Origin of the sequence: Rosistilla oblonga (assembly GCF_007751715.1) — a bacterium.
Classification (GTDB): Bacteria; Planctomycetota; Planctomycetia; order Pirellulales; family Pirellulaceae; genus Rosistilla; species Rosistilla oblonga.
In genome coordinates this window covers 637,902-659,617 of record NZ_CP036292.1, presented here as the reverse complement: position 1 = coordinate 659,617, position 21,716 = coordinate 637,902, and the positions used below count along the sequence as shown (strand labels likewise).

Sequence of the window (21,716 nt, the reverse complement as noted above, 5' to 3'; positions counted from 1 at the left end):
ACAAGCTGTCGATGGCGGGCCATGTCCCGCCGTTTCAAACCGCATTCTAATTCAAAGCGGGATGCGACGGAATGTGCTTTGCCCCGACCAAATGAGCGAAATGGAGCGCCGCCGACTTCCGCGCCAGATCCGACCACATCAGATCGTCCGGCTCAAAGACAGCTTCGGGAGTCGCCGGCAGAACCCGCCACAGGTCGCTGGAAAGTTGAGACTGCAGGTCTTTGATCGACCATTGCACATGCCCCACGATCAGGCGGCAGGGCAAGCTAGCATCGGCCAACAACCGCTGCATGTGCTGCCGACTGGAGGCCATGTAGAGCCCGGTGCCGGTTTCCAATTCGGCGAGATCGGCGCAGTTATGCAACGCGAAAACCGGCCCGGCATTCGGACCGCCCAGATGCAAACTCTGCTTGACCAACAGCGCAGGAGAATTCCCCTGAGGGAGACTAATACCGCCGAACAGGGGACGATTCAAAACCACCCCGATGACGTTTTCCTGGTCGTGGTGCAACAGCAAGCAAACGCTTCGTTGAAACAGTGTTCCGTCCAACGCGGGCGCTGCGACCAACAAATTCCCAACGATTGATTGTTCCATTTTTGCAGATAACTACAGATAACGGGGCCTAGAAGTAGGGCAAGCCTGTCAAACGGGCAGGAGCTTGATTTACCGAGGCACAGTAGTTGCAAAAAGTGGACCAAATGCGGAAGAGAAGCTGGAAAGGGGCGATAGCAAAAAAAGAGGGTCATGGAAAGGCCCTCCCTGCCCGTCCATGACCCATCAATCGCTGGAACGATGGCACCGTCGTTCCACCCTCCCAATCCATGGTACTTGTGGTATCGGCAACGTCCGCCAGCCGGCATTGAACAATTTGCTCGAAACTTGAAAATTCGTTGGCTAGCGTGGAAGCCCGGGGCGTCCCAGTTGAGCCTGTTGAATCTGAGTCGTATTTGGAGTGACACAGCACTCGTCGGTTTGCGGGCAAGCTTCGACGGGAGCCGGTTCGCACGCCGGAACTCTCGGTCGATACATCGTTGGACCGTTGGGGTATTGGGGAGGTGTTGGCATCACGCGACTGCGTCGCAGCGCCAGACTCTGCTTCATCTTTTCGGCGGGGTAGGTCGCCCACAGCCCGCGTTGATGAGCTTCCGCTTTATAAACGCTCTCGAGGCTGTAAACGCCCAGCGGATCGGTGCCGACCGGCGGCGGGACGACGCATGGATCGAGTCCGAAAAAGCCTGCCATGCAACACGCGTTGTCGCACTTGTCGTCGCCACACCCGTTATTGCATTGCATACACGGCTGAGCATTCGCGCCGGTTGCACATCCACAACCGACAGCACCTTCGTCGGAAAGGACCTGATCGAAGTCGATCGACATCGCCCCTTGGCTGGCCGAAGAATCGAGCACCGACGAATCGGCTGGCTTCGGCACGGGGGCGTGCATCGGTTGCGGCAGCGGCTGAGGGGCCAACTCCGCTCCGCTTGTCGCTGGCTGAATGACACGAACTGCCGGAGCGTCCTGCGGCACAGGTTGCCCGGGCGTCTGAGCCAAGCGGTAAGGAACCTGAGGATTCCATTGCCCCAAGACGGGCACATGCATCAGACAAAGTACTAGACCAACCGTCAGAAGCTTCGCATGCATGATCCGCATCCTTCCATCATCCCTAACGTCAAACCACAAACGACAGACTATTGAGTCCGCAGACACCTAGCCTTGATGGGATATCGGGCGTCGGAGCCGCGCAGACAACGCCGAATGAGCTGGATCGCATGAGTTCCCCCAATTGGCCATCGGGTCGAACGTATTACAACGATTACGCGTATCGCAAGGCGGGGCAGGGGAGGGCGGCCAACGTGGACTCGCTGGCGACTGTCGCTGCGACGCGTCGCCAGCACTTGAAAGCAACTATTGCTCTAAGCGTTGAACCGAATCGAGCAGATGCTCGCGGAGAATCTGGCGTCGCTGAGGCGAATCGAGCTTATCGCCATTGAGCTCGGTGACGTAAAAGACGTCGACCACCTGATCCAGGTGAGTCGAGATCTTGGCGAAGTTCAGCACCACGCCGAGGTTAGCCAATGCCTTGGCGATCGTGAACAGCAGGCCAGGGCGGTCGTAAGCGAACAGCGAGATGATCGTAGAGCGTTCGGAGGTTTCGTTATCGAAGGTGACGCGGGTCGGCAATTGCTGCACCTCGGCGACCTGTTTGACCGCAGCCCGATTCCAACGCCGGCGAAACGTCGGCTGGGGAATCTCATCCGCTGCCAGGTAATCGACGATCGCCTTGCAGACAGCATTCCGCCGCGCCAAAGACGTCTCCACCGCGTCGGGATCGTTGACCAGGAATCGATCCCAGGCGAGATTGTCGCCCACCGTCTCGATGTCGGCTCGCAAGATCTCCAATCCCATCCCCGAAAGCGCCCCGGTGATCCGAGAGAACGTTCCGATCGGGCGATCGTCTTGGCGAATGATCACCGTGTATTCCAACGCGTGGCTGTCGGGAATCGAGCGGGGAATAACAACCGCAACGCGATCGGTGTTGGTCAACTTGTCGGCCAACATCAACTCTTCCAACAGTTCGTCGGCGTCGTGGTGCCGCAGCATCGACGAGGGCATGCTTTTGACACATTCAAAACTCACTCGCGACGCGTTGGCTTTCTCCAATGCGGTGAGCAGTTGATTCTTCGTTTCCAGGACCGAGATGTCGGGATCGTCCGGCAATTCGCCGGTCCGGAAATAGCGTTTTGTGTTTTCGTAAAGCTCCCGTAACAGGCTCAACTTCCAATCGGTCAACACGTCCGGGCCAACCGCTGTCAGATCGGCGATCGTGTGCAGCACCAACATATCCAAACGCTGGGGCGTGCCAACTTCCGACGCAAACATCGTCAGCATGTCGGGATCGTTCAGGTTGTGACGAAACGCGGTGTGCGCCATCAACAGATGTTTATGAACCATCCATCCCAACAGCTCGCGATCGTCTTCGGACATGTGCAGCAGATCGGCCGTCTCTTCGGCGATCCGCTTCCCGACATCGCTATGATCCTCTTCGAATCCCTTGCCCAGATCGTGGATCAGCAGACTCAGATGCAACCGCGTCTTATCTTTCATGGCGCGATAGATCTGGCCCGGCCAATCCTCGTTGTCGATAAAATGCGTGGCGGCTTCAACAGCCCGGATCGAATGCGCATCGACAGTATATTTGTGGTACTGGTTGAATTGCAGCAGTCGCCGTGCGTGCTTCATCCCCGGAATGATCTGCTCCAACACTCGCAGTTCGTTCAACCGCCGCAGCAGATCAGCCAAGCGGCCCGGTTGGCTGATCAGTGACAGGAAGTGTTGAGTCGTCTCGGGAGTCGGCGACTCGGGTTGACGAACCCGCATCGCGGTCCGGATCGCTTGCCAGGATTGGTGCCGAATCCGCAGACAGCGCTGGTTGGCGATATCCATCAGATGCAGCACGTCGGCGACGCTGTTCGCGACGCGGTCCAACGACCGCGGTTTGATCCAGATATGATACGGCCCGACCTTAAAGTCCTCGTCGACAGTCTTCGAGAAGGCGCGGTCGATCGCGGCTCCAAAGACCGATCGATTGCGGCAGGTATCGCGAAAGTGGGAGACCGCATACCGGACCTCGCCGGTATGTTCGAAGTAGTCCCGCATGAACTCCTCGACCGGCAGCATCCCCGTCTCGCCACGATAGCCCCAGCGATCGGCAATCTCGATCTGCAGATGTCGATCCAACAGATCCTGGCTCTGCTTGCCCGACATGAAATGAAGCTCGTTGCGAAGCCGCAGAAGAAACGAGTTACCCCGCTTCACGTGTCGATAGTCGTCTTCGTTAAAGACTCCCAAATCGACAAGCTTTCCAATATCGGTCTCCCCCGCGTTGGCAAACCCCAACCAGCGGATCATTTGCACATCGCGTAACGTCCCGCGGGAACGCTTGACGTTGGGACGCAGCAGATAAGACGATTCGCCCCACTTCTCCCGCTCCTCCAATCGCGCCGCAATGATCCCATTGGTCAAACGATTCTTTCGCCGCATCGCACGCAAACGAAAGGAGTGGAAGAAACGTTCGAAGAGGTCTCGACTGCCCTCTAGCCAACGCGATTCGCAAAGCGAGGTGAAGACGGGAATCTCTTTCCACGCCCAGGCATAGGCTTCCGACGCGGTGCGAGCTGAAAAGCCGAGCACATAGCCGACGTCGACGATATCGCGCGACAACTGGCTGATCAGAGGATTGATCTGCTTTTCCACCGACGGCGCGTGCAGCAACATCAAATCGATATCGGAGAAAGGTGCCAACACGCCGCGACCGTAACTGCCGTGGGCGATCAACACCATTTGATCCGCCAGGTGTTCCAACTTGGCGTCGCGCAAACACTGCTGATAGATATCGACGACGATCTCGTCGGCCAATTGGGACAGGGCGGCAGAGACCTGAGGCCCAGGCGATCCGCTGTCATGCTGAATGCGAAGCTTCTCGCGTTCCACGAGCAGATATTGCTTCGAGCGTTGAACCACCTCGCGAACAGGTGTCGAGCCAACCATATCAACCTAGCAGCAAGAGATAGCTTGCTTACGAAAAGGAGCAGTTATGTGCGACCCGCCATCACACGAAACGACCGTATTAAACGATCCCGCGACTACAGCGCATCTTCGCCGCGCTCGCCGGTGCGAATGCGAATCGAATCTTCGAGGTTGGTGACAAAGATCTTGCCGTCACCGATCTGGCCCGTCTGCGCGGTTTCCAAAATCGTATCGACAACGGTCTGCAGGTTTTCATCGCTGCAAACGACTTCGATCTTCACCTTGGGAACAAAGTCGACGGCGTATTCGGTGCCGCGGTAGATTTCGGTGTGACCCTTTTGTCGCCCGAATCCGCGGACTTCACTCGCAGTCATGCCGTGGATCCCCTGCTCGGTCAATGCGTTCTTCACATCTTCCAGCTTGAAGTGACGGACGATAGCTTCGATTTTTTTCACAGTAAAGTTCCTTTCGGAGACAGCAAGCCAACGATTCTTTGGGCGCACAACATCCGTTCAGTCCGCCGCACTGGCTAAATTGTAACATCGCGTGGCCCGCCTTGGCGATACCGCGACGCCACCCAGAAAACAGGGTATTTTTCACTCGATCGACCGACGCCCCAAGCCCCAATCGCTTCGGCAACATCCGGGGCCAAACCTCAAGAACTCGGCGACGACGGCTCGCCAATCCAAATCGAATCGGCGACCCCGCCGCGATGGTTGATCGCTCGCGCCAAGACAAACAAATAATCGCTCAAGCGGTTCAAGTAGATCCCGACCACTTCGTACCCCTCGTTAGGATAGGCGGCCACCAATCCAACGACTAACCGTTCCGCTCGGCGGCCGACGGTACGGGCATGGTGTACGCTCGCCGCCGCAACGCTTCCGCCGGGCAAGATGAAATGCTCCAACGCCGGCAGCGATTCCTCGTGCGCGTCGATCCAGTTTTCGAGCCGCTGGACATCCGCGTCGCCAACCAAACGAATCTTCAGCCGCTCGGGCTGCGTCGTCGCCAACCGCGCCCCAACGGTGAACAGATCGGCCTGCACCTGTTCCAACTGGTCGGCGATATCGGCGTCGATCGGATGCGACCGCGCCACGCCCAAGACCGAGTTCAATTCGTCGACAGTCCCAAACGACTCGATCCGCAAATCGTCTTTGGAAACGCGAGGGCCGGCGAACAATCCGGTCATTCCTGCATCGCCGGTCCGAGTATAGATCTTCATTTTGTGTTGTTCTTTGTTTAGCATCATAGCCGGGGCGGCCAACGGCAAACCCAACCCAGCGGCTCAAACGCCGCTCGCTGGCCAACCGACGACCGCTCCCCATCAACCCTCCACTCTATCACGCAAGGCAAGGCCCACGAAGCCGCCCAAATCGATGATCCAAGCCGCCGGCTACCTCGTCTTTCGCAACCATCCACGCCGCCAGTTCTTATTGATGCGGCACGCCGACCGCTGGGATCTGCCCAAGGGACACGTCGACGACGGCGAATCGATCCTGCAGACGGCTCGCCGCGAACTGCGCGAAGAGACCGGGATCCGCCCCAAGGATTTCGTCCACGACGAGAACTTCCTGTTCCAGATCGAATACCGCGTCATCGGCCGCAAATCGGGCAAGCCGCGCGACAAACGCGTTTCGATTTTCCTCGCGGAACTGACCACCGAGATCGAGATCGTGCCGACCGAACACCCCGGTTTCGAATGGTTCGATTGGTCGCCGCCGCACCAGATCCAGCCGCAGACGATCGACCCGCTGTTGGCTTACGCTGAAAAGTTCTTCGACCAATCGAACCGCGGGTAACCGCGTCGCCGAAGCCCGCCGCCCCGATCTACCCCCGCGATCAATCTTCGATCGCGACGTCGACCTGGCCCATCACCTGCAAGACCGGCAACAGACAACTGTATTCGTTTCCCGATGCGAGGTTCGATGAGACGACCATGATCCGGTCGGCAAACTGAGGTCGCTCTGGGAGCGTCGCATCCAACGCCATCCATCGCTCTCCCGTCCAGATCAGCGTCCACATGTGATACGCCATCAACGGTTCGGTCTGCCCTTCGGCGGGCGGCAGCAACATCAACCCAGCGGCGACGCGCGACGGAATGCCAGCCGCCCGGCAGAGCGCCGCCAACAGGATCGCATGTTCGGTGCAATCCCCTTCGGCTTCGGTCGCCACCTGGCCCGCCGATAGAAAGCCGCGGGAGAAGTTCTTCTTGCGAACGTGCCGATAGACCCCCAACCGCAACGTTTCCGCCTTCTGGTCGAGACTGGCCCCTTCCAATACCAACAATCGGTTTACCATCTGGCGAATCGTCGGATGATCGCTCTGAATCAACGCGTTGGACAGCTCGTCCTCCGCCGCGACCGGCTGGCTATCGACCGACTGCTCCTCTTCAGCACTACAGACCACCAAAACAGTCCGGTCGTCGATCGCCGCGATCGTCTGGTTGGCAGAGGAGACAAACAAGTCGCTTGGATCTTGCGTCCGGTGTTCGATCCGGTAGGCGATCGGCGTCTGCTGGCTGATCGTCGACCACGGGGCATCGGTCTCTACACGGATCGCTGTCGCCGCCAACAGATCTTGCTTAGGCGTTCCGACCTCAGTCGCCGTTTCTTGGTCGGTGCGATAGGTGGCGAAATCGAGGGCAGGGGTGTAGGTCTTTAAAAGATCGCCCCGTTCGTTTGTCCACAACAACTGGCTCAACACCACGCGGTCTCCCACCAAAGTCGACGATTCGATCTCCAACAGCTTCTTCGAATCGCCAGTCAGCATCGCGACGTTGACCACATCGATCGCTTTTAATCGGATCGTGCCAACCACATTCTGCACCGGCAGCAACGCCTCCAGCACCCGTTCCTCTCCCGGTTGCATCGGCGTGGCTCGCAGCGACTGTTGCGTCGCAAAGGGCCCCCGATATTTGGAGTCCCAGGGAATCGCAACCGTCTCCACCTGATCGCCGCGGCGAACTTCAATATTCATTTTGTTGTAGCCCACCGCGCCGCTGCTGATCACGATCTCCCCCCCGCGACTCAGCTCGCTACCAAACTCTTGGAACGTCCCATCGACCGCCTCTAGACTGGTTTGCTTCAGCCACTGCTGCACGACCTGCTTGCCGCGACGGACCTTTAACTGTTCCTCCATGCTGTAGCGGACATAGCTGTCGCCGCCGCCGACCGGTTCGACCTTCGTGACGCTGAACCCGATGGGTTCGCGTCCCACGAGATAGGCGTCCCACCACTGCAGATCGCGGTCGACGATCCCCGTTGGCGGTTCGGCTTCCCGGTCGCTCGATTCTGCAGGAACCCTTGGCAGCGACTTCGCCACCTTCTTCGCTGGCTGATCATCGCTGAATTCTCGTGTTTCCCCCTCGGCATCCTTACCAATTTCGGGGCGTGGCGGGACTCGATCGCAGCCGCCAAACATCACCACCCCCATAACCATCAACAGACACCACGAACAGCTAGGCGTCGCGATCGCGCTGCGAAAAAAAGGTCTCAAAAATGCATACATGGGGTGAGCCAGCCAAAGGGGGGTATCGAATGAACCGGGAGAGTCGGCGGTAGCGTCGCGTTGTAACGATTGCGCCAAGCCTGCGACCCAAAACGGCGGTTTGGCGCGATCGTACCAATATTTACCAATCTACACGATTTAGGGGTCGGGCGAATTTTTGGGTTTCGCAAAAAAATACGACAGAAGAAGCAATGTGAGATCAACAACCCCTGCCGCGTAGGTGACCTAACGTTGGGTATCAACCAAACTGATCCACCCATGCCGTGCCCACACGCTGACGTGCGGACACGCAAACGATGAGAGATATTATGGGCTTTCTGAAGCGCATCCTTCGCACCGGCGGTCCCGACACAACGACCAAAGAGGCTTCGCCGGCCAGCTTCCAACAACTATCTGAAGATGAACTGCGCACTCACCTGGGCATTGCAACTTACGGAGCGTTTGAGCTGACCAATGCGATCCGACCCTCTTACGACTTGCAAGTCGTGCCACGCCAGGGCTTTCGTCGCGACGAATACGTCGACGATGCATCGTCCACCAGCGTGCCCGTCTTGATGGCAGCAGCGTCTCGCAACAACTTGATGCATCTGTTCATGGACCTGATCGAATCGCTGGGCCCTGTCGTCGATGTGGTGCTGGAAACCAGTCACCAGAGCGGACAAGGACACAACGATCTGTATCGTGAACACATCGACATGCCGGTCCTGAAAAGCACCCTCTGGGATTTCGAGGACCTGTTGCTCAACGATGGCTGCACCGGGATCGCGATCGTCAATCCACGACGCAAGCAGGAAGTCCAGTTCGACGAACACAAGTTGTTGATCACGTACGGCGATCCGCTGAAAGACTTTGAAAAGTCGTTCATCGCGCATGACGTCTACCCCGACGCTGACATTCGTTTTGTCACCGAAGCGGAACACGTGCACAGCAGCAACGAAAAGTACCAGCACCAGTTCGAAGTCCTCAAGACCCGTCTGGGCATGGATGATTCCTGGTAGTTCGTTTGCCAGCACAGGGTAGGGCAGGGCGGATAAGCAGCGTTTCAATCCGAGGTACCATCCGCCATGCGATGGCGTCCGGTTCCATCCGGTAACGCCGCGCTAACGTCTGCCAGCCAACTCGGCTGAGCACTGCCGCGCATTAGCCCCAGCACCGGGCTTCCGCGGCGTTTCCCTCCCCAGAATTCCTCCGCTACAATCTCACGCATGGACTGCGATCTAGAGACGACGATTCCCGAGTGGATCATCGAGCATCCCGATACGATGCCCGTGTTCGACCAACTCGGGCTCGATACCAGCTGTGGCGGCAAATCGCTGCGGTACGTTTGCCAGCATCGAGGGCTTAACCCTTCGGAGGTCCTGCAAACGCTCTACCACGTGATCCGCACGCCTCCAGAAGAGCGACAAGGCAGTCGCCGGCGCGATGCTCCGAATTGACGACGGCCGACTTCGGCAATAGGCTAGCGATTGCTAGATCTTGCCCGCTTCTCTCGCCTCGACTCATTCCAATCATGAAGCTCACGACGCAAACCGATTACGCTTTGCGAACGCTGATGTTCTTGGCGACACGAACCTCCCGCGCCAACGTTGCCGATGTCGCATCGCTGTTTGGGATCTCGGTCAACCACGTCGCCAAAGTCGTCAACCTGCTGGCGCGGCATGGCTACATCCGCAGCACCCGCGGAATCGGCGGTGGCATCGAACTGGCACTCCCGCCAAACGAGATCGGTCTGGGCGATGTGATCCAAGCGATCGAGGGAGACCTGCACCTGCTCGCCTGCGTCGGCACCGATCGCGGCTGTGCGATCGACGCATTCTGCAAGCTCAAAGGCGTCTTGGCGGAAGCCGAACGAGTGCAGCGCGCTTACCTCGACACGGTCACGCTCGCCGATGTCGTCCCAACCCGTCAGCAGCTAGAGTGCATCGATTGATCCGAAACAATCGCCGCCGAGAATTCGGCGACGATTAATTCGCTTGCGGTTCAGTGGGCCGCCGGTTCCAGTGACGACTCATCGGCATTCGGCTGGGCCTCCGCCGGAATCGTCGGCACCGATTGATCAAACGCATCCATCCGAGCGACCTGCACCGTTTCGACGGCAAACGTCACGCGATGCTTCAGTTGCACTTCGCGACGCAGATAGCTCATCATCTGTTCGCACGCCTCTTGGGGAGCGATGACTTCGATCCGCACCATCGGCTTCGGCTGACCTGCATTCTCAAGCAGTTCGTGGCGGCCCGCCCCCACACACTGCATCGACGTAAACCCACTCGCTCCCAAACGGACCAACACCGCTTCGAGCATCGATTGGTTCTCGATATCCGAGACCACGGTCAACCGTCGCGCGGTCCACAATCCCTTGCGGCGAGCCGATTGCGCGTGGCCGGCAAACGGTTGATGCGTCTCGAGCCCGACGGCGGTGAAGGTCAGCCCCTGTTGCTCGAAATCGCTTTCCATCTCATGCAACTTGTCCATCACCGTGTGATCGACCAATTGCACACTCGATAGATCCAGTTCGACATTCTTGCGTTCCACCAGTCCCAGCCGTTCGATCTGCCGACGAATCGGGATCCAGTTGCTGAAGACAGCCGAATTGTAAGCGGTCAACCGCACCGTCTGGCCATCGTCTTCGGCCAGTTCGATCTCCGGTTTGAACAGCGAACGCAGCGAGACGCCGTTGGACAGGTGGATCACAACCTTGGTCGCGATCCCAATCGCGATCCCGATCAACAGATCGGTTGCCAACACCGCGACCAGCGTGACGACAAAGATCACCAACTGCTCGCGGCCGATCTTCCAAACGTTCATGAATTCGGTCGGATGAGCCAGGCGAAAACCTGTGTAGATCAGCATCGCAGCCAACGCGGCCATCGGAATCCGGTGCAGCACCATCGGGATAAACGCGACGCAGACCAACAGGAACATCCCGTGCCAGAAGTCGGCGAACCGCGTGCGGGCTCCGTTGTCGATGTTCGCTTTACTACGCACGATCTCCGAGATCATCGGCAACCCGCCGACCATCGCGCAACCTAGATTGCCGATCCCCACAGCGACCATGTCGCGATCCATGTTCGTCTTGCGTTTCCAAGGATCGATGATGTCGATCGCCTTGGCACTCAGCAGCGATTCAAGGCTACCGATGATGAAGAACATAAAGACCCACTTCCAAGCAAACGGCTGCTGCAACGCGCTGAAATCGGGCGTCGTCAGGGAATCGAACATCCCAAAGACGCGGTCGGGCATCGCAACCAGATAGTTCTCTCCCAACTGATACTCGTGGTTTTGCAGCGTGTACGAGTGGGCGTGCATCAAATCGAACGACATGCCCATCGGAATCGCCACGATCAACACGATCAATGGCGAGGGCAAGACCTTCATCACCGGAAACTTCCGAACGACCACAGGCCAGACAAACATGATCAACACGCTCGTCAAACCGATCGCTGCGATCGCAGGGTTCGCCGTCGCGATGAACTCCGGAATCTTCCGCAGCAGTTCCAACGGACCTCCCGACGCACTCACTCCCAGCGCCACCGGAATCTGTTTGGCGATAATGATCACGCCGATCGCAGCCAACATTCCATGGACCGCCGAGATCGGGAAGAACTCGCCCAAGATGCCCGCTCGAAAGATTCCAAAGAAGACCTGCAGCACAGCCGCTGCCACGCCCACAGCCAACGCCGCGCGATAGGCATCCATGTCGGTTTCGGTCCAACCGCCAACCGTTCCATCGCCGCCAAACGCATTGATGCATCCGATCGCGATCACGATCAGACCAGCCGCTGGCCCCTTGATCGTCAGCTCCGAATTGCTGATCAACGTGGCGACCACCGAACCGATGATGGCCGTAAAGATACCGGCGATCGGCGGATAACCGCTGGCGATCGAGATTCCCAAACACAAGGGGAGGGCGATCAGGAAGACCAACAGCCCAGAGATAAAGTCGTGCTTAAAGTAACGCTTGAAACCCTGCAAATTCCCGCAGGGGATCTCTCGGTCGGATGCAACAGGCGCGCTCATGGTATCTGCTTTCGTAAAAAATGTGTAAGCCATATTTGAACGCCGCGGTTTCGGTCATCCGCCGCGTCCGCTTCGATCTATTCAGCTGAGTGTTTGCCGATCGCCACCGTTTCGATCTCCATTTCGCCGACCTGCTGCTCGGTCATCGGATTGGTCTGCCGTTGCCGGGTGAGTGCTTCGGCGGCGTGATATCGCGACGCGACGCCCGGCTGCGGAACCAGACCGCCACCGAGAATCAATAGCGTCAGAATCAGTACCGCCACGCGTTCGGCGGGCCGAGCATGCATTGGCACCAGAGTCCGATTGTGATGTCCGGTAAAGACGCGGAAGTAAGCCATCAGCACAGTGATTCCACAAAGCGCCGCGGCGATCACAACCATCGTGCCCACCAGTGGATAGACATCGACCGCCCCTTCGATCAACAACTCCATGCCGACAAACCCAACCGTCGCGGGAAACCCAATCGACGCCAAACCGGTCAACAGAAAGAAGCCCGACAGCATCGGCATCTGGCGAGCCAAGCCGTGATAATCGGCCAGCGACACACGCGAGATTCGCGCTTCGATGCATCGCAGCGTGATCCCAAAACCTGTCAGCGATAGTCCCACCGACAACCACATGCACAACGCCCCGGTCAAACCGATCGGTGTGACGAGTTCCAATCCGACCAGCACCAACGACGATTGACTCAACAATAAATAACAGAACATCCGCCGCGCCTCGCGTTGAACCAACGCCATCGCCCCGCCGTAAACCGCGGTCACCAACGACAGCACGGCGATACTTTGCAACGCCCACGAGGGAGCCATCGGCAACACCAACCGCATCACCGCATAAGCCCCAACCAACGGCGTCGTGAACAGGATCGCTGTCCCGAAGGTCGCCTTTTCAAACAGGTCGGTCATCCACAGATGCAACGGAAAAATGCCGCTGCGCAAAAGCGCCGCCGCGGTCAGCAACGCACCGGCGATCAAAGCCTGCGACGACGAGCCGCCGGCGTGGTTTAACCAAGCAAATCCGACGACCAACAACAGAGCAAAGACAGCCATATGAAGGACGTAGATCCGCGTGCAACGCTGCCGACTGCGAAGCTCTAGATAAGGCGGGATCGTCGCGGCGATCAACAGCGCGATCAAGGTCCAGGATGATCGACAGCTGAACGTCGCCAGCACCAACGACTCGGAGATCAACGTCAGCTTCAATGAAAAGCGTGGTGCTTTGGTCCGCAGCGTCGACATCACCGTGACCAGAAAGATCAACGCCGCCAGAGGCAACTGGAACGCGCTCAGTTCATCGACGACAAAGATATCGCGTTGAAACAACCAATCGAGGAACAGCCAATGGTCGTGCGCTTCGAACGACCCGATCGAGACAAAGTCGACAAGTTCGCCGACGGTCAACGCCAGGGTCACCCCGCAGATCGCAATCGCATGTTGCAGAACGCTTTCGCGGTTGCCAAGCAGGTGAATCCACAAGGCTCCAAATAATGGAACCAGGATGGAAACTTCGATCCAAGGAAAATGGAGTTCAGGCATTTGGCGGTTCGACAGGTTGAAGATTGATCGAGCGGATGAAGGCAACAGAAATCGGAAACGACGGTGAATCAGCGGCGGCTGGACGCCGCGGTCGCTCAAGCGACGTTCTGAAGATCCTCGGGATGTGGTTCGGCGCGATCCGATTCGCGCGATGGCTCATGAGAAATCGAATCGGTGATCCGCCGCTCCAAGCGATCGAACCAACCAAACGTTTGCAGAAATGGCCGCACGATCCACTTGTCCAAGGCCAGATCCATGAATCCGCGGTCGTATCCAAACCGATAGCACCACCGCTGCACGCTCGCCGGCAGCGACGCGGCACCAGCCCACGCTTGGTGCGGCAAACGCGTGCCGATCTTGTTTTCCAATTCGTTGTAGTCTCGCAACAACGTCGGAGCTCGCAACAACTGCATCGTTCGCATGCAGGCGTGGCCGATGATGTGGATCAACGCCAAGTAGCGAAGTCCCAATCCGATCTCGACAACGATGATTCCAACTTGTGTCAGCGAAGCGTAAGCCAGTGAAACCTTGATATCGTTCTGAACGCGAGACATCACCGCACCACAAGCTGCCGACACGACGCCCAACGCAATCACCATCAACTGCAACGTCAGCGAAGCGTCCAGGATCGGGCTCAAACGCAACAACAGAAACGCTCCCAAGTGAACCGACAGCGCCCCGTAGAAGATCGCACTCGACGGCGTCGGTCCTTCCATCGCTCGCGGCAACCAGCCGCTAAAGGGAAACAGCGCCGATTTGCCCGCAGCCGCCACCAGCAACAACGAACCAACCCACAACGCCTCCGTCGAACTGATCGCCGCGGTTCCTTCGGGCCACACGCCCGAACTCATCAAACCGCCGAAGTCCCCCTCGCCACTCAAGTGATGCATCATCAGTGCGGCGATCAAAAATGCGGCGTCCGACAAGCGGTAGATCGACCACACCCGCTGACCATTGCGAACCGGATTGACGCGTTCGTGGAAGTAGGCGACCAACAGGGCCGACGACAGTCCCACCAGTTCCCAGCCGACAAACAACGCTTCGATCGTGCCGGCCAGCGACGACAACACCATCCCACAGAAGAAGACGGCGTAATACAAAAAGAACCGCCGGTACCCCTCTTCGCGATGCAGGTAGCGGCGAGTGAATGCGCCGACGACGCCACACAATACACACGACAGCATCAGGAACGGGATGCTCAATCGATCGAACACGAACTTCAAATGAAAATGAAATTCCTGCTCCGGGATCGACACCCAATTCCCTAGCTCGATCGGAACGTAACGGATCCCGGTGGCCAACATGATCACCAAGATGCCGATCGCTGGCAGCAACGAAAACAGCACCGCAGCCTGAGTCAGCCGCGAGATCGTCGCCTCGCTCAACTGCCAATTGACCAACGCTGCCAGCCCCAGGATCGCCAGCAGGATCGCGGGACTTGCGACGACCGCGGTTCCGAGTGCCTGAAAAGTCGTGTCGAGATAATTCATAGTGATTCGCAAAGACGACAGAAACGGGAATGATTGGGATCGATCGGGGCTTGGACGGCCGCGATGTTATGCAGGCTTGGCGGGATCGGAGACCGAGGCAAAACCCAGATGGCCACGCTGTCCGCGGTACCACTGGATCGACGAATCGACCACCGGCAGTTCGGTGGATTCGGGCGTGTACGGTTGGTACTTTCCTTTGACGTAACGCAGCAGCGTCGAGGTCTCCGGATCGATCAGCGCCAACTGCACCCACGCTCCTTCAACCAGTCGCGCGATCCCAGGGTTTGCGGCGATGATCTTATCCATCTTCTCGGGCGTCGTTTCGATGACAAACAAGATCCGTACCGGCTCGTGAATTTCGACCATCTGCTGCGACAGGCCCGGCCGCAGATCGCTAGCCGCTCCGGTCATCACGCCTAACATCGATGCGACGTTATGCGGCAACTTCGACCCGCATCCGTAGCCTTCGGTATCGACGGTGGAGAAGTAATATTCCAAGTTGATGCCGGCACAAACGGGGATCGCCGCCTGCAGGATCCGCGTCAGCACACCAACGTTTTCGTCATCGACCGCCGGATCGTATTCCGTCAAAAAGACGCGGCGATCCATGAACAGACCGCGCGTCCAATCGCGGCGTCCGACGGTCACCAAGGCGTTGGTCGCGTGGTTGTATTCGGGCCGAGCTTGCGACAGATCCTCGGCTCGCTGTTCGACATGTTCCAGCGCCGCGGCGGGGCTCAGATCCAACGGCGCCGATTCAAACCGACGCGATCGTTCGTGAGCGTTCCGCGCCCGCGTCTCATTCACACTCTGTTCGATCCGCCGAAACAAGGGCCGATGGGTGCGAGGCAACAGATCCAAATCGTAGTATTCGACGGCGTCGTTGCAGGTGTTGTGAAACGCGCCGACGAAGCGAACGTCTTCGGGAATCTCGATCCCCTGATCAGCCACCAACCGCCGCACTCGCGGATCGTTTGCCATCGTCGCAAAAGCGCGAGCGTTCGGTCCGCCGCGACCACCGCTGCAAGCACCGCAGTTGTAAGCCGATTCATGGGGATTGTTCAGACTGCCGCTGCCGTGCCCAAAGAAGAGCAGGATCGGTGGAAAGTTGTCGACGCATCCGATGTCCTGAAGGATCCGGACAACGATCCCCGCCATCTCATCCAGACTGTATCCCAACGCCTCGGGATCCGAACCGGGCTGTTCCGCAGTCCGTTCGATATGCAGTTCGGTCGCGGGCGGACGCACAAACGTTCCGACCGACTCGCGGATCCGCGACGTCAACCGCGGTGCAAGAATGCGAGCCACCATCGGGAACGTCGCCACCGCACCGAAGATGCCGGTCACCCATCCGCCCAACAGCGTCCGTGAATTAGCGTGCACTTGATGCGTGAACCAACCGATTTGACGCCGCCGTTGAGCCCGCCGCTGGCTGTCATCGACCGCTGAAAATAAAGGCTCCTCGCGAACGTAGTGCTTCGGCGTGACGATCGCAGGGCAGAGCGGCCGGTAGTGCGCGTGGTCGGCTCCCTGGTAATACATTGCCACGGCATAAAAGCCAGCCGCCGACGCGGTTTCGCATTCCGGATCGACCTCTTCCAGATGGCGCCGGAACGATTCCTCGCGATCATCGATGCAGAAGATCGCAACAAAAGCGGGCTTCGCAGCGGCGGGACGCTCCGCGGTGCGACGCCGCGCCGAATGGAGTGCCAGCGCGTCGAGCGCTGCAACTTGATAGTGACGTTCGTAGGCCAGATGAAGTATGCGTCGCCGCGCTGTCGAATCGAACAACCCGATCTCGCGGACCAAACACGCCCATTGCTCGCCGGTCATACTGACCAAGCTCTCCGGCGTCCAACCGCCCGCTTGAGCCAGCTGGAACACGGTATAAGTTCGTTCGTCGATCGAGGGTCCCCGTCGACCGGGCAACCGCGCTTCGGCAAGTCGACGAATCTCCGACATCTGCCGCGTTCCAAATTGTCGCTGCCCCAGATCGGCGATCGCCAAGCGTTCGAGAATCAATCGAATCGCCAGATATTCGTCGAGCGATCCCGCTGGAATTGGATGAGGCAACCAGGGCGTATTCGCTTCGGTCTGCCAGATCATCCCCGCCCAACCACGCAGCGCCAGCAGCGTTGCACACAATTTTTCTTCGACGTCTGCGTGTGGAACCTCCATCGCTTGAAGCGATTCGGCGATCGAGGCCAGCGGATCAAATCCTCCCGCCGCAATCGGCTGCAGCGTCGCTTCGATCCCTTTCATCCAGGCGGGTTTAACGGCCATCGGCTGCAGGAACAGATTGGCAAACGCTACCGCAAATCCCTGCTCACGATCGGGGAGACTCCAATCGGCGAGGCCCTGATCCAAGAAGCCGCCGCAAAATCGGATCAACACTTCATTGACCGACACATCGATATCTTCACCGGTAGCCGCCAACAACAGATCGCGGAGACGTACGGGAGCAACAAACTCGGGCTCTGGAAGATTCGCCGCCTGCACTCCGTCGCGACAAACCTGCCACAACAGTCTCAACACAAACGCTTCCCACTGCGGATCGGTCCACGATTGAATTCGGTTGTCGCGCGATTGATCGATCACCGAATCGACCACCGCGGGCAACTGCGACGTCGATTCGCTTGCCGCACCATCGCGGCGGGAAAGATCGCGATGCCGCATCACCCAGCTGCGCGTTTGCGCGATCATCTGCTCGCGACGCTGCGGCGAGATCTCCGATTGGAACCGCTTCAACAGATCGGTCTCGGCCAGCAACCAATGCAGCTCGGCATCCGGAGCGGAATGCAACGTCATCTGCAACATCGCCAGCTGCAACGTGTAACGGGTCCCAAAACTGGCGACCAATTCGTCGGCCCCTTCGTCCAGATCGTCCATCAAGACCTGGCGCAGATCGTCGACCGAGATCCGCCCGCGATGCAGTTCGCTGCGGTAGCGATCTTCCGCCAGATAGGGCTCGCATCCAAACCGCTTGCCCCCCTCGATCACCGCCTCTTCAAACGGAAGATCCTCCATCGAGTGCAAGGTGTTGTGATGCACGAAGATCGAAATCGGACCCTGTGCGGGAAGAAAATGGATCGCGTGGTCGATCGCCTTTCGCAAACTATCGGGATCGCAGCGACCGGATCCGTTGCCGTTGGAAGTTTCCGCTGGCGACAGAATCGAAGTTGCATCGTGCATCGAAGAAATTTCCTGAATCGCGAGGGAGAGAGGCGGGAATCGAGGCAACCGTGTTGCAGCAATCAACCTAAAAAAGGGGGGCCCCACGGTTCAAAAGCAACGGTTATGCCAATCGATGAAAAATCACGTAGGATTCAGCAAAGTCGGAATGAGACGCGAAAAACCTCTCCATTTCTGACACCCGCCCACCCGGCGACAGATTGTCGCAGCAACACCGGCGGAGGATCCCTGCAAGCCTCTGCAGGCGGATGCAAAAACTTGCAGGCCGGGGCAGGGGAGGGGGCCGAGGCCTGTTACCTCCATTTGCTCCGGCGAGAACTTATAATCTCCGGTACTCGGCCGGCCCCACCGCCGGCTGCGATCCCCCGTTCCTTCGCGAGTCTCTCTCCCAAATGATTCGACACTCACTTCCGATCGTCGCGTTGGCCTTGCTGCAATCCGCCGCAGCACCGCTCCACTTCGCCACCGACGCCGCGGCTCAATCACCGCCAGCGGCGGCCGACCGGGTGATCGCCGCTCACCGCGTGCAGGCGTCCCATCTGCCCAATCCAGTGCAGATCGGCGACAAAGTGATCTCTGGCGGGCTGCCCGAAGACGAACAAGCCTTTGCCGAACTGCGATCGCTGGGAGTCAAGACGATCATCAGCGTCGACGGCGCCCAGCCCGACGTTGCGATGGCATCGCGGTTCGGACTCCGATACGTCCACCTGCCGCACGGTTACAACGGGATCCCAACCGCGCGAGTTCAAGAGCTGGCGAAAGCGGTCCGCGATCTCGAAGGGCCGATCTACATTCATTGCCACCACGGCAAACATCGCAGCCCCGCCGCGGCGACTGTCGCATGCGTCGCCGCCGGTCAAATCCCAGCCGGCGACGCCACCGCGATTCTGCAGCTGGCTGGAACCAGCCCGAACTACCAAGGACTCTATCGCGCCGCCAAATCAGCCCAGCCAATCGCCACCGCCGAACTGGACGCATTGCAGGTTCGCTTTGAAGCCCAGGTCAGCCCACCGCCGATGGTCGAACAGATGATTGCGATCGAGCAGACTCACGACAACCTCAAGCGACTAGCCGCCGCCGACTGGAAAGTCTCCGACAAACATCCCGACCTCGACCCGGCTCACGAAGCGCTGTTGATGCGAGAGCATTTCACCGAGATGCTTCGCGACAGGGACGCTCCCCAATCGCAAGCTTTCCAGCAATCGATCCGCGACAGCCGCGATGCAGCGGCGGGGTTGGAAGCTGCGATTCGCCAAGGATTGCCCAACGATGTGCGGCGACAATTCACCGATCGCATCGAGGCAAATTGCAAATCGTGCCATCGTCAGTTTCGCGACATCCCGCTGGCTCCGTAATCGACTCGATTAGAAGTCGACCTGAGCTCGCATCGCAAAGATTCCCGCTTCGCTGTCGCCGTAGATCGGATTATCTAACATCGCGTAGATGTAGTTGAATTGGAACTTGGTGAAGGGGTTTATGTACCAATTCAAACCGGCTGTCAGATCGTTAAGCGTACCGCCGAGGATATCGTCGTCGGTAAGATCGAGATAAGACCATCGCCCGGCGACTTCCCAAGCTCCCAAACCACCGCCTCTACCGACGCTATGATTTGGCTTGACGCGGCCAAACACGCCTCCCTTGCTGTTGTAGGGCCGCGATTCGCCGGTCAAAAAGTAACCGACTTGCGAATAGGCTCCCGTGAACCCAACAGTCGATTGACCGGGGCGATCGACAACGACGAAGTAGAACTCGCTTTGCGAGTAGAACGAACCGAGAGCTGTCGCAAATTCGACGTTGAATAGATTGCTGTTGTTTGCCTGAAATATGCCGGTGTCGACAAAGGGTGGCACGAACGTGGGCGCGGCCGCGGGCACTCCGCCACCGGTTTCGAATATGCCGACCTCGGGCTGACTGCGATACTGGAAGCTGTCGTTCGATGGATCGACAAAACTGTATCCGCCGCCGAGATGAACCAATCCGCGGCCGGGGCCATTGTTCATCAACAGACCGGTCAACCGAGCCGCCATGCCATAGCCGCCGTTGTCGCCGATGTTTCCACCGTTGAAATCGGTGGGATACCGGAAACCCGAAACCGCCCAGGTCATGACTTCATCGCTGTCGCAGCCATACAACGTCGCACCGATCTGGCGAAACGGCAGGAAGGCGAATGGCAAACCGCGTTCGAGAAACGTCATCTCTCGAACGCTTGTCAGCCCGTCCATGCCAAACGGTTGGCGAAACTGACCGATCCGCAGGTTGTTCGATCCGACCACGTCATCGATGTCCAACCAGACATCCATAAAACTCGGACGCCCGGGAAATCCGAAGTCCATCTCCAGCATATAGCTGACGTTGTCCCAAGCCTGCCCGGTCGCGGCCAGTCGGGCGCGACGAAAATCGGCGCCGTCCTGAATGTCTCCGCGAACCGGATCGCCGGCACCAAGCGTCGTGCGGTTCGCTTCGTCTTGATCGAACCAAAGCGCATCGGTTTGGATCAGTCCCGTGACTCGCACCGTAGGAAATTTGGGCTTCGCAATCGGATCGGGGCTACAGACCACCGGCGTCACCGCTCCGGCGCGCAGTTCATCGATCTGCTGCTGCAACCGCTGCAGTTCCCATTGGATGTTCGATTCGCTTTCGACCTGCGGCTGGTCGGTGACAGCTGGCAAAAGAACAGGCTCTTGCGCATCGAGCGTCGTCAAACTGCCAAGCAGCACGACGCCCATCGACGCCAACACCGCGCGGCACCATCCGTTGCCTCGTGTTGCTTGTTCTAAAGGGTATCCCATAACCGCCACTCTCCCTTCCATTCGAACATCTGTTTCCACCCACCCATGGAGAACATACGACAAATTTCGGCGAACCCCACCAGGCGGCTGAACCGACAAAAAGCCAACCGCTACAACCGGCACAAAGAGCACAGCATCGAGCCAAAATTTGTCAGCAATCGTGCAATTTGCTGCAGGCGACATCGCAGACGCCCCGCCCCGAACATCGCTTCGCTCGTTCGACCCTCCCCTACAAACTGCGTTTGGGGGCGGGTGAACGCCCGGCCTTCACCCGCCCGGCGGAGCTGGGAGGGTCGATAAACAAGCCTTCAGCGAGTTTTTCCGGAAGGGCTTAACAACGTGGAGAAACGCACAGGAGTGACTCAGCAGACGCTCCTCCCCGAACATCGCTTCGCTCGTTCGAGCCTCCCCTACAAACTGCGTTTGGGGGGAGGGTGAAGCGCCCGGCCTTCACCCGCTCGGCGAAGCTGGGAGGGTCGAAAAACGAGCCTTCAGCGAGTTTTTCGGGGAGGGCTTAACAGCAGAATCAACCGCCCAGGGTTCGACTCAAGAACTTCCCCTTGCCGAGCGGACGCTACCGGCACCTGCGATTTACAATCCGCATGGTTGGGAAACCGACAACGATGCCTTATATATGAAGCATCCGCTGCTGCGTCCC

At 58.5% G+C, this 21,716-nt stretch carries 16 protein-coding genes; 5 read left to right on the top strand and 11 right to left on the bottom strand.

Going from position 1 to position 21,716, the window contains the following annotated elements; genetic code table 11:
* Positions 1-46: 46 nt before the first annotated feature.
* From CA51_RS02375 to CA51_RS02355, 5 genes are all read right to left on the bottom strand, one after another.
* Positions 47-595 carry a YqgE/AlgH family protein gene (locus tag CA51_RS02375; protein WP_145117522.1) on the bottom strand — a complete coding sequence of 183 codons (549 nt, stop codon included), beginning with the start codon at positions 593-595 and terminating at the stop codon, positions 47-49.
* A gap of 300 nt (positions 596-895) precedes the next feature.
* Positions 896-1,642 carry a hypothetical protein gene (locus tag CA51_RS02370; RefSeq protein ID WP_145117521.1) on the bottom strand — a complete coding sequence of 249 codons (747 nt, stop codon included), beginning with the start codon at positions 1,640-1,642 and terminating at the stop codon, positions 896-898.
* A 264-nt stretch (positions 1,643-1,906) separates the two neighbouring features.
* Positions 1,907-4,549 carry a [protein-PII] uridylyltransferase gene (glnD, locus tag CA51_RS02365; protein ID WP_145117520.1) on the bottom strand — a complete coding sequence of 881 codons (2,643 nt, stop codon included), beginning with the start codon at positions 4,547-4,549 and terminating at the stop codon, positions 1,907-1,909.
* Between the two features lie 95 nt (positions 4,550-4,644).
* Positions 4,645-4,983 (bottom strand): P-II family nitrogen regulator, encoded by a 339-nt coding sequence (locus CA51_RS02360; protein ID WP_145089887.1) that lies wholly within the window; start codon positions 4,981-4,983, stop codon positions 4,645-4,647.
* A 200-nt stretch (positions 4,984-5,183) separates the two neighbouring features.
* The gene (locus CA51_RS02355; RefSeq protein ID WP_145117519.1) at positions 5,184-5,750 is read right to left on the bottom strand and encodes a cob(I)yrinic acid a,c-diamide adenosyltransferase; all 567 of its coding nucleotides are present in this window, start codon (positions 5,748-5,750) and stop codon (positions 5,184-5,186) included.
* Positions 5,751-5,904: 154 nt separating this feature from the next.
* On the opposite strand from CA51_RS02355, the gene CA51_RS02350 reads away from it, so the two are divergent.
* Entirely contained in the window at positions 5,905-6,327 is a 423-nt protein-coding gene (locus CA51_RS02350; protein WP_145123972.1) for a bis(5'-nucleosyl)-tetraphosphatase, read from the top strand.
* Between the two features lie 40 nt (positions 6,328-6,367).
* On the opposite strand, the gene CA51_RS02345 is transcribed toward CA51_RS02350, so the two are convergent.
* Positions 6,368-8,023, bottom strand: coding sequence for a transglutaminase-like domain-containing protein (locus tag CA51_RS02345; protein WP_197451527.1), 1,656 nt, complete (start codon positions 8,021-8,023; stop codon positions 6,368-6,370).
* A 320-nt stretch (positions 8,024-8,343) separates the two neighbouring features.
* Here CA51_RS02345 and CA51_RS02340 point away from each other — a divergent pair, with 320 nt between their 5' ends.
* The 3 genes from CA51_RS02340 to CA51_RS02330 all read left to right on the top strand — a co-directional run bounded on the left by CA51_RS02340 (position 8,344) and on the right by CA51_RS02330 (position 9,965).
* Complete coding sequence (locus CA51_RS02340; RefSeq protein WP_145117517.1) at positions 8,344-9,033, top strand: hypothetical protein; 690 nt, start codon at positions 8,344-8,346, stop codon at positions 9,031-9,033.
* 207 nt (positions 9,034-9,240) lie between these two features.
* The gene (locus CA51_RS02335) at positions 9,241-9,471 is read left to right on the top strand and encodes a DUF542 domain-containing protein (protein WP_145117516.1); all 231 of its coding nucleotides are present in this window, start codon (positions 9,241-9,243) and stop codon (positions 9,469-9,471) included.
* A gap of 74 nt (positions 9,472-9,545) precedes the next feature.
* Positions 9,546-9,965, top strand: coding sequence for an RrF2 family transcriptional regulator (locus tag CA51_RS02330; RefSeq protein ID WP_145117515.1), 420 nt, complete (start codon positions 9,546-9,548; stop codon positions 9,963-9,965).
* Between the two features lie 50 nt (positions 9,966-10,015).
* On the opposite strand, the gene CA51_RS02325 is transcribed toward CA51_RS02330, so the two are convergent.
* The 4 genes from CA51_RS02325 to CA51_RS02310 form a co-directional block, all read right to left on the bottom strand.
* A complete protein-coding gene (locus CA51_RS02325) occupies positions 10,016-12,052 on the bottom strand; it encodes a SulP family inorganic anion transporter (RefSeq protein ID WP_145117514.1) in 2,037 nt (678 codons plus the stop codon).
* Positions 12,053-12,129: 77 nt separating this feature from the next.
* Positions 12,130-13,587, bottom strand: coding sequence for a proton-conducting transporter transmembrane domain-containing protein (locus CA51_RS02320; protein WP_145117513.1), 1,458 nt, complete (start codon positions 13,585-13,587; stop codon positions 12,130-12,132).
* 95 nt (positions 13,588-13,682) lie between these two features.
* Positions 13,683-15,077, bottom strand: a complete 1,395-nt coding sequence (locus CA51_RS02315) for a proton-conducting transporter transmembrane domain-containing protein (RefSeq protein ID WP_145117512.1) — start codon at positions 15,075-15,077, stop codon at positions 13,683-13,685.
* A 66-nt stretch (positions 15,078-15,143) separates the two neighbouring features.
* A complete protein-coding gene (locus CA51_RS02310; RefSeq protein ID WP_145117511.1) occupies positions 15,144-18,269 on the bottom strand; it encodes a DUF2309 domain-containing protein in 3,126 nt (1,041 codons plus the stop codon).
* Positions 18,270-18,661: 392 nt separating this feature from the next.
* Here CA51_RS02310 and CA51_RS02305 point away from each other — a divergent pair, with 392 nt between their 5' ends.
* Positions 18,662-19,624 carry a cytochrome c gene (locus CA51_RS02305; RefSeq protein WP_197451526.1) on the top strand — a complete coding sequence of 321 codons (963 nt, stop codon included), beginning with the start codon at positions 18,662-18,664 and terminating at the stop codon, positions 19,622-19,624.
* A 9-nt stretch (positions 19,625-19,633) separates the two neighbouring features.
* Here CA51_RS02305 and CA51_RS02300 read toward each other — a convergent pair whose 3' ends face one another.
* The gene (locus CA51_RS02300) at positions 19,634-21,058 is read right to left on the bottom strand and encodes an OprO/OprP family phosphate-selective porin (RefSeq protein WP_145117509.1); all 1,425 of its coding nucleotides are present in this window, start codon (positions 21,056-21,058) and stop codon (positions 19,634-19,636) included.
* Positions 21,059-21,716 lie beyond the last annotated feature (658 nt).